This is a genomic window from Variovorax boronicumulans (genome assembly GCF_019352895.1).
GTDB lineage: Bacteria > Pseudomonadota > Gammaproteobacteria > Burkholderiales > Burkholderiaceae_C > Variovorax > Variovorax boronicumulans_A.
Window position 1 is genome coordinate 1,010,363 of record NZ_JAAAFX010000004.1, and the last position, 12,838, is coordinate 1,023,200.

At 69.5% G+C, this 12,838-nt stretch carries 12 protein-coding genes; 7 read left to right on the forward strand and 5 right to left on the reverse strand.

Annotated features, from left to right (window positions below; genetic code table 11):
• Positions 1–6: 6 nt before the first annotated feature.
• The 5 genes from K0H49_RS06255 to K0H49_RS06275 form a co-directional block, all read right to left on the reverse strand.
• Positions 7–2,187: a TonB-dependent receptor gene (locus tag K0H49_RS06255; protein WP_219210352.1), complete on the reverse strand. Its 2,181-nt coding sequence runs from the start codon at positions 2,185–2,187 to the stop codon at positions 7–9.
• A 277-nt stretch (positions 2,188–2,464) separates the two neighbouring features.
• Positions 2,465–3,202 carry a tetratricopeptide repeat protein gene (locus K0H49_RS30895; protein ID WP_219210354.1) on the reverse strand — a complete coding sequence of 246 codons (738 nt, stop codon included), beginning with the start codon at positions 3,200–3,202 and terminating at the stop codon, positions 2,465–2,467.
• A complete protein-coding gene (locus K0H49_RS06265; RefSeq protein ID WP_219210356.1) occupies positions 3,195–4,430 on the reverse strand; it encodes an AI-2E family transporter in 1,236 nt (411 codons plus the stop codon). Before K0H49_RS06265 ends, K0H49_RS30895 begins: the two co-directional genes overlap by 8 nt.
• Entirely contained in the window at positions 4,427–5,176 is a 750-nt protein-coding gene (locus tag K0H49_RS06270) for a LytR/AlgR family response regulator transcription factor (protein ID WP_219210358.1), read from the reverse strand. Before K0H49_RS06270 ends, K0H49_RS06265 begins: the two co-directional genes overlap by 4 nt.
• Positions 5,177–5,209: 33 nt before the next feature.
• Positions 5,210–6,277, reverse strand: coding sequence for a sensor histidine kinase (locus K0H49_RS06275; protein ID WP_219210360.1), 1,068 nt, complete (start codon positions 6,275–6,277; stop codon positions 5,210–5,212).
• 49 nt (positions 6,278–6,326) lie between these two features.
• On the opposite strand from K0H49_RS06275, the gene argH reads away from it, so the two are divergent.
• From argH to K0H49_RS06310, 7 genes are all read left to right on the forward strand, one after another.
• A complete protein-coding gene (argH, locus tag K0H49_RS06280) occupies positions 6,327–7,724 on the forward strand; it encodes an argininosuccinate lyase (RefSeq protein ID WP_219210362.1) in 1,398 nt (465 codons plus the stop codon).
• A gap of 7 nt (positions 7,725–7,731) precedes the next feature.
• Entirely contained in the window at positions 7,732–8,340 is a 609-nt protein-coding gene (locus K0H49_RS06285) for a putative colanic acid biosynthesis acetyltransferase (protein WP_219210364.1), read from the forward strand.
• Positions 8,341–8,416: 76 nt separating this feature from the next.
• Positions 8,417–8,992, forward strand: a complete 576-nt coding sequence (locus K0H49_RS06290; protein ID WP_219210366.1) for an RNA polymerase sigma factor — start codon at positions 8,417–8,419, stop codon at positions 8,990–8,992.
• A gap of 10 nt (positions 8,993–9,002) precedes the next feature.
• Positions 9,003–9,758 (forward strand): anti-sigma factor, encoded by a 756-nt coding sequence (locus tag K0H49_RS06295; protein WP_219210367.1) that lies wholly within the window; start codon positions 9,003–9,005, stop codon positions 9,756–9,758.
• Between the two features lie 91 nt (positions 9,759–9,849).
• Positions 9,850–10,668 (forward strand): SGNH/GDSL hydrolase family protein, encoded by an 819-nt coding sequence (locus tag K0H49_RS06300; protein WP_219210369.1) that lies wholly within the window; start codon positions 9,850–9,852, stop codon positions 10,666–10,668.
• 316 nt (positions 10,669–10,984) lie between these two features.
• Positions 10,985–11,827 carry a glycosyltransferase family 2 protein gene (locus K0H49_RS06305; protein ID WP_219210371.1) on the forward strand — a complete coding sequence of 281 codons (843 nt, stop codon included), beginning with the start codon at positions 10,985–10,987 and terminating at the stop codon, positions 11,825–11,827.
• Between the two features lie 35 nt (positions 11,828–11,862).
• Complete coding sequence (locus K0H49_RS06310) at positions 11,863–12,834, forward strand: UDP-glucuronic acid decarboxylase family protein (RefSeq protein WP_219210372.1); 972 nt, start codon at positions 11,863–11,865, stop codon at positions 12,832–12,834.
• Positions 12,835–12,838: the final 4 nt, after the last annotated feature.

The following is a 12,838-nucleotide window of genomic DNA, read 5'->3' on the forward strand; positions in this document are numbered from 1 at the left end:
CGCGACTCAGAAGTCGATCGCGGCCGACAGCATCAGCGTGCGCGGCGCGCCGACGGTCACGTAGGTGCTGGTCACCCAATAGGCCTTGTCGGCCACGTTCTCGAGGTTGGCGCGCAGGGTCAGGGGCTTGCCCGCCACCTTGGTGACGTAGCGCGCGCCGATGTCCAGGCGTGTCCAGCTGGGCATGCGCAGCAGGTTGGCGGCGTCGTAGTAGGTCGACGAGGTGTTGATCACGCGGCCGTTGAGGCTCAGGCCCGGCACCCACGGGGTGTCCCAGTCGAGGCCGACGTTGAAGGTGCGGTCCGGCACGCCGTTGGCGTCGTTGCCCTGGTTCACGCCGCCTTGCGTGCGGGTCAGCTTGGCGTCGTTGAACGAGGCGCTGGCCATGGCACGCAGGCCACGCTGGACCTCGCCGTACATCGTCAGCTCCAGGCCGCGGTTGCGCTGCTCGCCGCCGAAGCTGTAGATCTGGGTGACGGTGTCGGTGGTGGCGTTCGGCCGGGTGATCTGGTAGAGCGCGGCCTGGGTGGTCAGCGTGCCCCAGTCGGCCTTGACGCCGACTTCGTACTGCTTGGACTTCTGCGGTGCGAACACCTCGCCACGGTTGGCGGCCGTCGGACCGGCAACGCCACCTTGCTGCAGGCCCGCGGTGTAGTTGCCGTACACCGAGATGTTCTGCTGCGGCTTGAACACCAGGCCGACCAGCGGCGTGATGGCGCTGGCGTCGTAGGCGGTGGAACCGTTGACGCTCTTCTGGTTGATGGTCTGGTCGCGCAGGCCCAATGTCAGCAGCAGGCGGTCGCTGAGGAAGGACATCGTGTCGGCGACCGCGATGCTGTGCAGTGCCAGGTCACCCGTCTTGCTGGGCTCGCCGCGCGCGAAGTTGATCGCCGGCAGCGGCGACGGGTTGTAGAGGTTCGACGCCACGGGCGTGGTGGTCAGCTGGTAGAAATAGCCGGTCTCGCGCGACAGGGTGTTCGCCGCCAGCACCAGCGAGTGGCCGACGGCGCCGGTCTTGAAGCGCGTGCGCAGGCCGATCTCGGCCGACGTGGTCTTGTTGTACTCGTCGTAGTAGCCGTTGTTGACCGAGAAGTTGCCCTGGGTGTTGGGGCGCAGGTCGACCGGGCGGGTCACGGCGGTCGGGAAGTTCTGGTCGGTCGAGACGTCGCTGTAGCCCACGCCGCCATAGACGGTGGTGTCGCTGTCGATGTCGAACTCGAGGCGCGACATCACGGTCTTGGCCTTGTCCGTGAGTTCGGCGCCCGGGTAGAAGCTGGCGCGGTTGTCCGGCACGGCCGGGACCTGGGTGATGCCGCCGCGGAAGGCGATCTGCGGGCGGAACTCGGTGGTCTTGCCGCTGGTGGTGAGCGCGTCCAGCGACCAGCGCAGGCGGCTGCCCGCGTAGTCGATGCCCACCGATCCCAGGCCCAGGCGCTGGCGGCCGCCATCGACGTTGCCTTCGCCGTTGCGCCACACGCCGTTCACGCGCACGCCCCACTGGTTGTCCTCGCCGAAGCGGCGGCCCACGTCCAGGTGGGTGCCGAACTGGGCGTCGCTCATGTAGGTGGTGCTCAGGCGCGTGAGCGGCACATCGGCGGCGCGCTTGGTCACCACGTTGATGCTGCCGCCGATGCTGGCGTTGGGTCCGATGCCGTGGGTCAGCGCGCCGGGACCCTTGAGCACTTCCACGCGCTCGATCATCTCCAGCGGGATGCGGGTGGCGGGCGCCAGGCCGTACAGGCCGTTCATGCCGACATCGCGCGAGCCGACGGAAAAGCCGCGGATCTGGAAGTCGTCGCCATAGCCGCCGCGGGCGGCGAGCGTGCGCACCGAGGCATCGTTCATGACCACGTCGGCGATGGTCAGCGCCTGCTGGTTGTCGATCAGCTCCGAGGTGTAGTTGGTGGTGCTGAAGGGCACGTTCATCAGGTCGGTGATGCCCAGGATGCCCAGGCTGCCGCCGCGTGCGAACTGGCCGCCCGAGTAGGTCTTCTGCAGGCCGCCGATGGCCTCGGCCTGGTCGGTGACCACCACTTCCTTGAGCTGGCTGTCCGTGGTCTGCGCGCCGGCACCCGCGGCGGCCAGCACCAGGCAGGCGCCCAGGGAATGGCGCAACAGGCGCGCCAGCGGGGTGGGAGTGAAACGGAATTCAGCGCGCGACGAGGAGGAACCGGAGAACGAATGCATGGGAGCGGAAGGGGGAAAAAGGCGAACGGAAACCGGCGGTGCCGGAAGAATCGTGCGGCCCGGCGTGGCACGGCGACGCGGGTCATGCGGTGTGTCGGTGCAATTCAAAAGCGAAACGCAATGACAACGATTCTCATTATAGTTTTCTGTGTAACCAATCTTGTCATTCGCCACGCGCCGAGCCACAAACGTCAATCAACTGTTGTTTCAGCGAGACGACGGCAGGCGAAGGCGGCGTTCCGGGCGGCCAGCGGCGCCGAGGCCCCGACGTGCCGCCCTACCGCGTCGCGGCGAGCCCCTCTTCGGCGCGCACATAGCCCGGCTGCAGCAGCAGCGCACGCCGGTAGTCGGCCTTCGCGTCGGCGGAGCGGCCGGTCCGGGCCAGCAGGTCGGCGCGATTGCAGAGGATCTGCGCGCTGGGCGGCTGCGCCGCGATGGCCGTCCCATAGGCGGCCAGTGCTTCGGGTTCGCGCCCGAGGTCGCTCAGCAGCCCGGCGCGCAGGTTGTGCGCGAGGCTCCAGCCGGGCGCGCGCACGATGAGCGCATCGACCGTCGCCAGCGCGTCGGCCAGGCGCCCCAGTTCGGCCTCGATGCCGACCTGGCGCACCGCGAACCAGCGGTTGTCGGGCGCCAGCCGCGTCGCGCGCTGCATGTGGGCCAGCGCGTCAAACAGCTGGCCGTCGCGGGCCAGGAGCGAGGCGATGAAGTTCTGCACGTCGGCCTGCTCCGGATAGGCCGCATCGAGCTCCTGCGCGCGTTGCAGCGCCAGGGCCAGGTCGCCCTCGCGCACCGCCTGCCCGATGCGCGCATTGCGTTCGCGCGCATCCGGGGGCAGCACCCGGATGCGCGCGGCCAGCGCCCGCTGCTCGGCCTGCATCTCGTGGCGGTAGGCGTCGTCGAGATCGGCCGTGCCCGGCGTGCGCGGCTGCGCCGATACGGCGGCCATGCCCAGCAGCGCGGCCGCCAGCAGCTGCACTCGGCCCACGAGGCCCAGGCGGCGCACCGCTTCAGTCACCGAGCAGTTCGCCGATGGGTTGCAGGTCCTCGACGCGGTCGCAGATGGACTTCACGACCATCATGATCGGGATGCCCAGCAGCAGGCCCCAGATGCCCCAGAGCCAGCCCCAGAAGATCACGCCGATGAACACCGCCACCGGGTTCATGCGGCTGGTGCGGCTGGTGAGCCAGGGCACCAGCAGGTTGCCCACCAGCGTGTGGATCAGCAGCGAGGTGCCGCCCACCCCCAGCGCCATCTCGACGCCGTTGAACTGCAGGAAGGCCACCAGCGCCGAGGCGCCCATCACGATCACCGACCCCACGTAGGGGATCAGGTTGGTGACCGCCGCGAGGATGCCCCAGACCGCCGCGTTCTCCAGCCCGATGGCCCAGAAGGCCAGGCCGGTGGCCACGCCCACCAGCGCGCTGCTGGCGATCTGCACCAGCAGGTAGCGCTGGATGTGGCCGGTGATGTCGTCCAGCACATGCACCGTGACCCGCTTCTTGCTGAGGCTGTTGCCTGCGATCTTCACCAGCTTGCGCCGGAAGGTGTCGCCCGAGCACAGCGCGAAGAAGGTCAGGAAGGCCACCAGCGTGAGCTGGCCGGCCGCGGTCATGAGGCCGACCGTGCCGCTCCAGAGGTAGTCGCGCACATTGAAGGGCGGGCGCTCGACGATCACCCGCTGCACGCCGCGGCGCGCGGCCGGCGCGGCCTGCGCGGCCTGCTCGAGCTGGGCTGCGGCCTTCTGCACCGTGTCGAGCGCACTGGCGTTGTCGCGCGGCCCGCGCAGCATCGCCAGCCGCAGCTTCTGCGCGGCCACCGGTAGCGAATCGACCAGTTGGGCCGCGCTGCCCGACAGGGAATAGCCGGTCCAGCCGAAGGCGCCGCCGATGGCCAGCAGGATGACGGCCGCGGCCAGCGCGCGCGGCACATGCCAGCGCACCAGCCGGTTGACCACCGGCGCCAGCGCATAGGTCAGCAGCAGGCTCAGCATCAGCGGGATGAAGACCGCCGCGGCCCAGTGCAGCGCGAACACGCTGGCCAGCACCGCGAGCACCACCAGCGAGGCGCTGCGCACGTCGACCGGCATGTGGAGCAGCACGCGGTCGCGGGCCTCCTGGGCCGCCTCCTGCATGACTTCGCGCACCACTTCCGGCGCCGGCGCGGGGACCTCGGCGGCAGGCGAAGGCTCGGGCTCGGGCGCCGCCTCGACCGGCGTGCCCTCGGGGGGATGGATGGCACTCATGGTGTTTCCTTCAATGCTTCGCGCACACAAGCCAACTGCCGACGCGACACCACCACCGGTTCGCTGATGCCTTCCAGGCGCAGCGCCCAGCCCTCGGCGTCCTCGCCATCGTCGTATTTCTCCAGCGCGCGGATCGCGGCCCGCGCCACCAGCGCGTTGCGGTGCACGCGCACGAAGTGCTGCGGATAGCGCGCCTCGAACTCGGCCAGCGAGCCGTCAAGGATGTGGCTGCGGGCGGCCGTTCGCACCGTGAGGTACTTGTATTCCGACTTGAGGTAGAGCACGGCGGCCAGCGGCACGCGCTCGGTCCGGCCCCGGTCCTGGATCAGCAGATGCGGCTGCGCTGGCGCCTCCTTCGGCGGCGCGCGCCGTTCCTTGAGATGGCGCTCGGCCTTCTGCAAGGCCTGCTGCAGGCGCTCGATGCGCACCGGCTTGGTCAGGTAGTCGACCGCATCGAGCTCGAAGGCGGTCACGGCATGGGCCGCGTGGGCGGTCACGAACACGATGGCCGGCGCGTCGGGTCGGCCGCGCAGGCTGCGCGCGAAGGCCATGCCATCCATGCCCGGCATGTGGATGTCGAGCAGCACCAGGTCGAGCGGCATGCGCTCGACCTGCTCGCGCGCCTGCTCGGCATGCGCGGCCTCGGCCACCACTTCCGCGCCGGGCGCGCGACAGTCGCCCAGCAGCGTGCGCAGGCGCGACCGCGCCAGGGCTTCGTCATCGACGATCAGGGTTCTCAACGTCATTTTTTTCTCCTCCCTCCAACCCGTGGTTCGTCATCATGATCCCAGCGGGACCACGATGCGCACACGGTAATTCTTCTGCTCCAGTCCGGCGCTGAACTGGGCCTGTACGTCGTGCAGCAGGCGCAGCCGGTCGCGCACATTGGCCAAGGCGATGCCGTGGCCGCGCGGCAGCGGCTGGTCGGCCCAGCGCAGCGGCGGCAGGCTGTTGGTCACCTCGATCACCACCAGCGCGCCGCGCCGCTCGGTGCGGATGCGCAGCTGCGCGCCCTCCGGACTGGGCTCCACCCCATGCTTGACCGCATTCTCGACCAGCGGCTGCAGCAGCAGCGCGGGCAGCCGCGCGCCGCTGGCGGCCGGATCGAGGTCCCAGCGGACCGCCAGCCGCTCGCCGAAGCGCACCTGCTCGATCGCCAGGTAGTGCGCGGCCAGCGCGATCTCGTCGGCCAGCGTGACCGATTCGCCCGGATCGGCCAGCGCGCGGCGGAACAGCTCGGCCAGGTCTTCGAGCATGGCCTCGGCCTTGGCCGGTTCCTCGCGCACCAGCGCGATCGCGGTGTTGAGCGTGTTGAACAGGAAGTGGGGCCGGATGCGGGCCTGCAGTTCTTCCAGCCGCGCGGTGGTGGCCGCCGGCGTGCGGCCACGGGCGCGCAGCACCAGCCCGGCCATGATCAGGCCCGCGAACATGACGCCGGCCGCCGCGCTGGCGACCCAGGGCGCGGACGCCACCACGCCGGTGAGCCAGAGCAGCGCACAGCCGTAGAGCGCGGCCATCGCACCGAGCGCCGCGCCGGCCGCATACTGGGCCGGGCGCGACAGCCGTGCCAGCAGCTTCTTGAGCGCACAGGCCAGCACCAGCCAGAGCAGCGTGGCGGGCAGCGCACCGCCGGTGACCGTGGCGGCGAGCATCAGCCAGTCGGCCGGCGAGCGGCCCACGAACAGCGTGGCGACCCCCACGACGGCCTCCACCAGCAGCACGGCGCGCAGCACCACGCCGATCTGGCAGGCGTCGAACAGGCCGCCCGAAGCCACGCGCGCCGACCCTCGCGCCGGGGTTCGCGCGAGTGTCGAAGGGGTGGCCGATAAAATCGCCGGATTGCGCATCACAGACACATCGGGTTATCAACCCATTATTGCCTTGCCTAGGCCTCCCATGACCCAAAACCAACTCGACAAGAAATCCGAAGCCTGGTCGGCCCTGTTCTCCGAACCCATGAGCGATCTGGTGAAGCGCTACACGGCCAGCGTGTTCTTCGACAAGCGACTCTGGCAGGCGGACATCGAGGGCTCGCTGGCGCATGCCGGCATGCTCGCCGCCCAGAAGATCATCGGCGCGCAGGACCTGGCCTCGATCCAGGGTGGGATGGCGCAGATCCGCGCCGAGATCGAATCCGGCGCCTTCGACTGGAAACTCGACCTCGAGGACGTGCACCTCAACATCGAGGCCCGCCTCACGCAACTGGTGGGCGATGCCGGCAAGCGCCTGCACACCGGCCGCAGCCGCAACGACCAGGTCGCGACCGACGTGCGGCTCTGGCTGCGCGGCGAGATCGACCTGATCGGCGAGCTGCTGGTCGCGCTGCAGAAGGCGCTGGTCGAGCTGGCCGACAAGAACGTGGAAGTGATCCTGCCGGGCTTCACCCACCTGCAGGTGGCCCAGCCGGTGAGCTTCGGCCACCACATGCTGGCCTATGTCGAGATGTTCAGCCGCGACGCCGAGCGCCTGCTCGACGTGCGCAAGCGCGTGAACCGGCTTCCGCTGGGCGCCGCCGCGCTGGCCGGCACCAGCTACCCGCTGGACCGCGAGGCCGTGGCGCGCGCGCTGGGCATGGACGGCGTCTGCCAGAACAGCCTGGACGCGGTGAGCGACCGCGACTTCGCGATCGAGTTCACCGCCGCCGCTTCGCTGGCGATGGTCCACATCAGCCGGCTGAGCGAGGAGCTGGTGCTCTGGATGAGCCAGAGCTTCGGCTTCATCGACATCGCCGACCGCTTCTGCACCGGCTCGTCGATCATGCCGCAGAAGAAGAACCCCGACGTGCCCGAGCTGGCGCGCGGCAAGACCGGCCGCGTGGTCGGCCACCTGATGGGCCTGATCACGCTGATGAAGGGCCAGCCGCTGGCCTACAACAAGGACAACCAGGAAGACAAGGAGCCGCTGTTCGACACCGTCGACACGCTCAAGGACACGCTGCGCATCTTCGCGGAGATGGTCGGCGGCATCACGGTCAAGCCTGAGGCGATGGAAAAGGCCGCGCTGCGCGGCTACGCCACCGCCACCGACCTGGCCGACTACCTGGTCAAGAAGGGCCTGCCCTTCCGCGACGCCCACGAGACCGTGGCCCATGCGGTGAAGGCCGCGATCTCGCACCAGGTCGACCTGTCGGAGCTGCCGCTGGCGGTGCTGCAGCAGTTCAACCCGAACATCGAGAAGGACGTCTACGACGTGCTGAGTTTGCGCGGCTCGCTCAACGCCCGCGACATCCTCGGCGGCACCGCACCGGCCCAGGTGCGCGCGCAGGTGGCACGCCACCGCGCCCGGCTGGGATAAGCCCCCCATGAGCGCCGTCCGCCCACCCGAGGACACCGGCAAGTCCGAGATCCTGGACGCGCTCGCCTCGCGCCCCTCTTTCAACGGCCCGAGCTTCTCGCTGCGCAACCGGCTGCTGCGCGCGCTCTTCATCGTTGTGTGGGCCGCCACCGCCGCCTGGACGCCGCGCCAGCTCGCGCCCTGGCGGCGCCTGCTGCTGCGGGCCTTCGGCGCCTCGATGGCGCCGCGCAGCGACGTGCGCGGCAGCGCCAGGGTCTGGTACCCGCCCAACCTGGTGATGCACGAGGGCGCGGTGATCGGCCCGCGGGTCAATTGCTACAACCTGGGCCCGATCACGATCGGGCGCCGGGCGCTGATCTCGCAGGACGCCCACCTGTGCAGCGGCACGCACGACTTCGACGACCCGCACTTCCAGCTGCAGGCGCGCGCGATCGTCATCGGTGCCCAGGCCTGGGTCTGCGCCGAGGCCTTCGTCGGGCCCGGCACCCAGGTCGGCGAAGGCGCGGTGGTCGGCGCTCGCTGCGTGGCCTTCGGCGAACTCGCCCCCTGGACCGTGTACGCGGGCAACCCAGGCCGGGCGGTGCGCGAGCGCAAGCGTTTCGAACCGCTGCCCTGAACCGGCGCCGGGCTGAATCCGGCGAGGCCTGCAGGCCGTACCCTTGGGATGGCCACTGCTGCCCCACAATGTCTTCATGACAGATCCCAGCCCCGACACCGAACTGATGGCGCTGATCGACCGCGTCGGCCAGCGCGACGAAGCCGCGCTGCGCCAGCTCTACGACCGGACCTCGCCGCGCCTGTTCGGGCTGGCCCTGCGCGTGGTGCGCCAGCGCGAATGGGCCGAGGACGTGCTGCAGGAAGCCTTCATGACCGTCTGGCGCGTGGCCGGCGACTACCGAGGCACGCTGAGCCCGCCGCTGGCCTGGCTGGGGCTGATCGTGCGCAGCCGGGCGCTCGACCTGCTGCGCCGCCGCACCGCCGACCGCGCCCAGCTCACGCAGGAGTTCGACGAGGTGATGGCCGAGACACTGGAGTCCGGTGCCCCCAACCCCATGGACATGGCCGATGCCGGCGAGCAGGCCTGGGCGCTGCACCAGTGCCTGCAGCAGCTCGAGGGCAGGCAGCGCGAGGTCGTGAGCCTGGCCTACCTGCGCGACCTGAGCCATGGCGAGCTGGCCGAGCAGCTCAAGCTGCCGCTGGGCACGGTCAAGACCTGGATTCGCCGAGGGCTGGAGAAGCTGCGCGTCTGCATGGGCCGCTTCGCGTGAAGGACGCATCATGAACATTTCCACCCCCGCCGAACGACTCGAACTGCTGGCCGCCAGCTATGCGCTGGGCACGCTGCGCGGTGGCGCCCGCCGCCGCTTCGAAACCCTGGCGCGCGAGCAGGCGCCGGTGCGCGCCGCGGCGCTGATCTGGCAAGGCCGGCTCGCCAGCCTGACCGAACTCGAGGCCAGCACGGTGCCCGACGCCGCGGTCTGGACCCGCGTGCGAAACCAGATCGAGGTCGAGAAGCAGGAACAGGCGCTGGCGCGCCAGCGTGCCGCTGCGGCGCCCGCCGCCGCGCCGCCGCCGCGCGGCTGGCTGCGCAGCCTGGCGCTGTGGCGTGGCGCCACCGCCGCGGGCGCGCTGGCGACCGTGCTGGCGGTGGTGGTGGGCGTGAACCTGCGCGACGAGCTGCGCAACGCCCCCAACGTGCGCTACGTGGCCGTGCTGTCCGACGACAAGGCCGCCGCCTCGATGCTGGTGACCTTCGACCCGACCAAGCGCCAGCTGACGCTGCAGCGGGTCGGCGAGTACAGCGAGGGCGAGGACAAGTCGCTCGAGCTCTGGGCGCTGCCGCCCGGCGGCGCGCCGCGCTCGCTGGGCGTGCTCGACCGCGCGCCCGCGCTGCGGCTGGCGGTGGCGGAATCCGAGGTGCGCGAGGTGCCGGCGCTCGCGATCTCGCTCGAACGCAAGGGCGGTGTGCCGCGCGGCCAGGGACCGGCCGGACCGATCGTCTTCAAGGGCGCGCTGATCGAAAAGATGCTCTGACGGGGAACAATCGTTGCGATTTTTCGCTCGCACGGCATCTGTCTGCCAACCGCGCGCGGCTGCCGTGCGTTGTGTGGACTCCATGCCGTCGATGAAATTTCCCCTCTTCGTCCTGTGCCTGGCGCTCGGCCTGAGCGCTTGCGGTGCCGCCAGCGCCCAGTTGCCCGCCGGGGCGCCACCCGCCGCGCCACCGGCCCTGCCCTCCGCGACCTCCCCCGACTACCTGGCCGCCATGAACCGCTGGCGCAGTTCGCTGAGCGCCTTCGCGAGCGCCGACAAGGAAAAGCTGCCCGCCACCGACGGCGTGCTGTTCGTGGGCAGTTCCACCATCCGCATGTGGACCCACCTGGCGCAGGACTTCCGGCAGTCGCCGGTGGTCATCAACCGCGGTTTCGGCGGTTCGACCATGGCCGACTGCAGCCTGTTCACCCATGAGCTGGTGGTGCGCTACCGTCCGCGCCATGTGCTGGTCTATGCGGGCGACAACGACCTGGCCGAGGGCCGCACGCCGCTGCAGGTGCTGGAGAGCTTCGCCCAGTTCGCCAACACGGTGCGCGAAACGCTGCCCGAGGCGCGCATCAGCTACATCTCGATCAAGCCCAGCCCCTCGCGCGAGGCGCTGATGCCCAAGATCCGCAGCACCAACGACATCATCGCGGCCTACGTGCGCACCATGGCCAATGCCGAGTACATCGACATCTTCACGCCGATGCTGGGCGCCGACGGACGCCCGCGCGCAGAGCTCTTCCTCGGCGACCGGCTGCACATGAACGAGACCGGCTACCGGCTCTGGCAGTCGGTGATCTCGGCCCACGTGACCGCCCCCGAGACCCTGGCAGCCAGCCCCGCGCCGCGGCCGGTGCAGTCCGGCCCGGGCACGCCCTCCGGGCTGTTGAGCGCCGCGCCCTGAGCGGGCGCAGCGCCCCCGATCCCCCGCTTTTGCGCCGGCCCGACGGCCGTCGACCCGACCCGCCGTCAAGACCTTCCTGCCCGGCCCGGCGGCGCCGTGGCACGCGAAGTGCTGCGCACGAAGCATCCCGCTGGCCAGCCCGGTTCACATTCGTGTCGCGTTCCGGCATTTCTCGGCACATTCACACAGAAGGCAGGGCTCCGGCCGGTCTGCATTCCGCGAAATGTAAGCAATTGGTGCTAAAGTTTAAATTCCTTTTCAGGCCGTGCACTGGCCTTTGCAAGGGCGAAAACCCGCACTGCACACCTTGAAAGCCATGGAACATTCCCGCTGCATCGTCGTCATCCTCACCTTCAACTCCGCCGCGATCGTTCGCGAGACGGTGGGCGAGGCGCTCAAGGTCAGCCCCCATGTCTACGTGGTGGATTCCTTCTCGAGCGACGGCACGCCGGAGATCCTGAAGGAACTGGGCTGCACCGTGGTCCAGCGCGCGTTCTCCAACTACAGCGACCAGCGCAACTGGGCCATCGCCCAGGTGGAAGCGCACTGCGACTGGCAGCTGCACCTGGACGCCGACGAGGTGCTCGATGCGCAGGCCGTGCGCGAGATCGGCGCCCTGCTCGCCGGCACGCCCGACCACGACGCCTACCTGCTGCGCCGGCGCGACTACTTCATGGGCAAGATGCTGCGCTTCAGCGGTGTCAACCCCTGGCACCTTCGGCTGTTCCGCTCGGGCCGCGGCCGCTGCGAGTCGCGGCTCTACGACCAGCATTTCATCAGCCCGGCCACGCCGGCCCGGCTCGCGGGCTTCATGCACGACAAGAACTCCGCCAGGCTGTCCGACTGGATCGCCAGCCACAACCGCTGGAGCGACGCCGAGGCCAAGGAGAAGCTCGCGCCCAGGGGCGCCGCCGAGGGCGTGCTGCAGCCGCGCCTCCTGGGCGACCCACGGGAGCGCACGCGCTTCATCAAGGAGCTCTACTACAAGCTGCCGAGCGGGCTGCGGGTCTCGAGCTACTTCCTCTACCGCTACGTCTTCCGCCTGGGCTTCCTCGACGGCGTGACGGGCTTCTATTTCGCGTTCTTCCAGGCCCTGTGGTTCCGCATGCTGGTCGACGCCAAGATGTACGAGCAGCGCGCCCAGCAGCGCGCGCCCTGATCCTTTTTATCTGTTCTTACGGAGTGATGCCGCCCATGCGCCAATACAACGCCTCCAAGCGAGTTCTCGTCACCGGCGGCGCCGGTTTCCTGGGCAGCCACCTGTGCGACCGGCTGCTCGAACAGGGCCACGACGTGCTCTGCGTCGACAACTTCTTCACCGGCACCAAGCGCAACGTCGAGCACCTGCTCGACCATCCGCGCTTCGAGCTGATGCGCCACGACGTGACCTTCCCGCTGTACGTGGAAGTCGACGAAATCTTCAACCTGGCCTGCCCGGCCTCGCCGATCCACTACCAGCACGACCCGGTCCAGACCACCAAGACCAGCGTGCACGGCGCGATCAACATGCTGGGCCTGGCCAAGCGCGTGCGCGCCAAGATCCTGCAGGCTTCGACCAGCGAGGTCTACGGCGACCCCGAAGTGCATCCGCAGGTCGAAAGCTACTGGGGCCGCGTGAACCCGATCGGCATCCGCAGCTGCTACGACGAAGGCAAGCGCTGCGCCGAGACGCTGTTCTTCGACTACCACCGCCAGCACCAGTTGCGCATCAAGGTCGTGCGCATCTTCAACACCTACGGCCCGCGCATGCATGCCAACGACGGCCGCGTGGTGTCGAACTTCATCGTCCAGGCGCTCAAGGGCGAGGACATCACGATCTACGGCAACGGCCAGCAGACGCGCAGCTTCTGCTATGTCGACGACCTGCTCGAAGCCATGCTGCGCATGATGGGCACCGGCGACCACTTCCCGGGCCCGGTCAACATCGGCAACCCCAACGAGTTCTCGATGTTGGAGCTGGCCAACAAGGTGATCGAGCTCACCGGCTCGAAGAGCAAGCTGGTGCGCCTGCCCCTGCCCTCGGACGACCCCAAGCAGCGCCAGCCCGACATCTCGGTGGCGCAAAAGGAGCTCGGCGGCTGGACGCCGACCACGCAGCTCGACGAAGGCCTGGGCAAGACCATCGCCTATTTCGACCAGCTTCTCACTGCGCCCGCCGCGGCCTGAAGGA

What these genes read in the sequence shown, in the direction of transcription:
- K0H49_RS06255 (WP_219210352.1), bottom strand. Translation starts at nt 2,187, where the DNA reads ATGCATTCGTTCTCCGGTTCCTCCTCGTCGCGCGCTGAATTCCGTTTC.
- K0H49_RS06265 (WP_219210356.1), bottom strand. Translation starts at nt 4,430, where the DNA reads ATGAGTGCCATCCATCCCCCCGAGGGCACGCCGGTCGAGGCGGCGCCC.
- K0H49_RS06270 (WP_219210358.1), bottom strand. Translation starts at nt 5,176, where the DNA reads ATGACGTTGAGAACCCTGATCGTCGATGACGAAGCCCTGGCGCGGTCG.
- K0H49_RS06275 (WP_219210360.1), bottom strand. Translation starts at nt 6,277, where the DNA reads ATGCGCAATCCGGCGATTTTATCGGCCACCCCTTCGACACTCGCGCGA.
- argH (WP_219210362.1), top strand. Translation starts at nt 6,327, where the DNA reads ATGACCCAAAACCAACTCGACAAGAAATCCGAAGCCTGGTCGGCCCTG.
- K0H49_RS06285 (WP_219210364.1), top strand. Translation starts at nt 7,732, where the DNA reads ATGAGCGCCGTCCGCCCACCCGAGGACACCGGCAAGTCCGAGATCCTG.
- K0H49_RS06290 (WP_219210366.1), top strand. Translation starts at nt 8,417, where the DNA reads ATGACAGATCCCAGCCCCGACACCGAACTGATGGCGCTGATCGACCGC.
- K0H49_RS06295 (WP_219210367.1), top strand. Translation starts at nt 9,003, where the DNA reads ATGAACATTTCCACCCCCGCCGAACGACTCGAACTGCTGGCCGCCAGC.
- K0H49_RS06300 (WP_219210369.1), top strand. Translation starts at nt 9,850, where the DNA reads ATGAAATTTCCCCTCTTCGTCCTGTGCCTGGCGCTCGGCCTGAGCGCT.
- K0H49_RS06305 (WP_219210371.1), top strand. Translation starts at nt 10,985, where the DNA reads ATGGAACATTCCCGCTGCATCGTCGTCATCCTCACCTTCAACTCCGCC.
- K0H49_RS06310 (WP_219210372.1), top strand. Translation starts at nt 11,863, where the DNA reads ATGCGCCAATACAACGCCTCCAAGCGAGTTCTCGTCACCGGCGGCGCC.